Genomic DNA, 578 nt, shown 5'->3' with positions numbered 1-578 from the left:
CTCGAAGATCGTCATCAAGGTGCCGCTGACCTTGGCGATCATGCCAACCCTGATGGTGATGCTCGGCAATCAGGCGTTCGCGTTCCCGCTGGTCAACGTCAACGAAATCTTCCACCTCGATCTGTCGACCACCAACGTCGTGGACGGTCAGGAAGTGGTGATCGTGCGGGACAAGGCATTGCCATTGTTCTACCTCAAGCGCTGGCTGGTCAGCTCCGCCGCTCACGAAGAGCAGCGCGAGGGCCATGTGGTGATCCTTTCGGTGGGCACGCAGCGGATCGGCTTCGTCGTCGATCAACTGGTTGGCCAGGAAGAAGTGGTCATCAAGCCATTGGGCAAAATGCTGCAAGGGACTCCGGGCATGTCCGGCGCCACCATCACCGGTGACGGCCGCATTGCACTGATTCTCGATGTTCCAAGCATGCTCAAGCGTTACGCCGCACGGCGTATTTGAATCCGGGGCGGCGGGGCGACGACGCCCCGCTGCACCTAATGGAGTGTTTATGGCAGTCAAAGTCCTGGTGGTGGACGATTCGGGTTTTTTCCGCCGCCGCGTCTCGGAAATTCTTTCAGCTGAT

The 578-nt window shown here is 59.0% G+C and carries 2 protein-coding genes; both read left to right on the top strand.

Annotated elements, in window-relative coordinates:
- On the top strand, positions 1–454 hold a 454-nt coding region (locus ACIOVB_RS24895), incomplete at its 5' end, for a chemotaxis protein CheW (protein ID WP_401271976.1).
- A 49-nt stretch (positions 455–503) separates the two neighbouring features.
- On the top strand, positions 504–578 hold a 75-nt coding region (locus ACIOVB_RS24890), incomplete at its 3' end, for a hypothetical protein (RefSeq protein ID WP_401271983.1).

It is taken from the genome of Pseudomonas sp. NPDC087639 (genome assembly GCF_044743385.1).
Lineage (GTDB): Bacteria > Pseudomonadota > Gammaproteobacteria > Pseudomonadales > Pseudomonadaceae > Aquipseudomonas.
The sequence above is the reverse complement of the archived record's forward strand: the minus strand, read 5'-3'. Positions and strand labels throughout refer to the sequence as shown.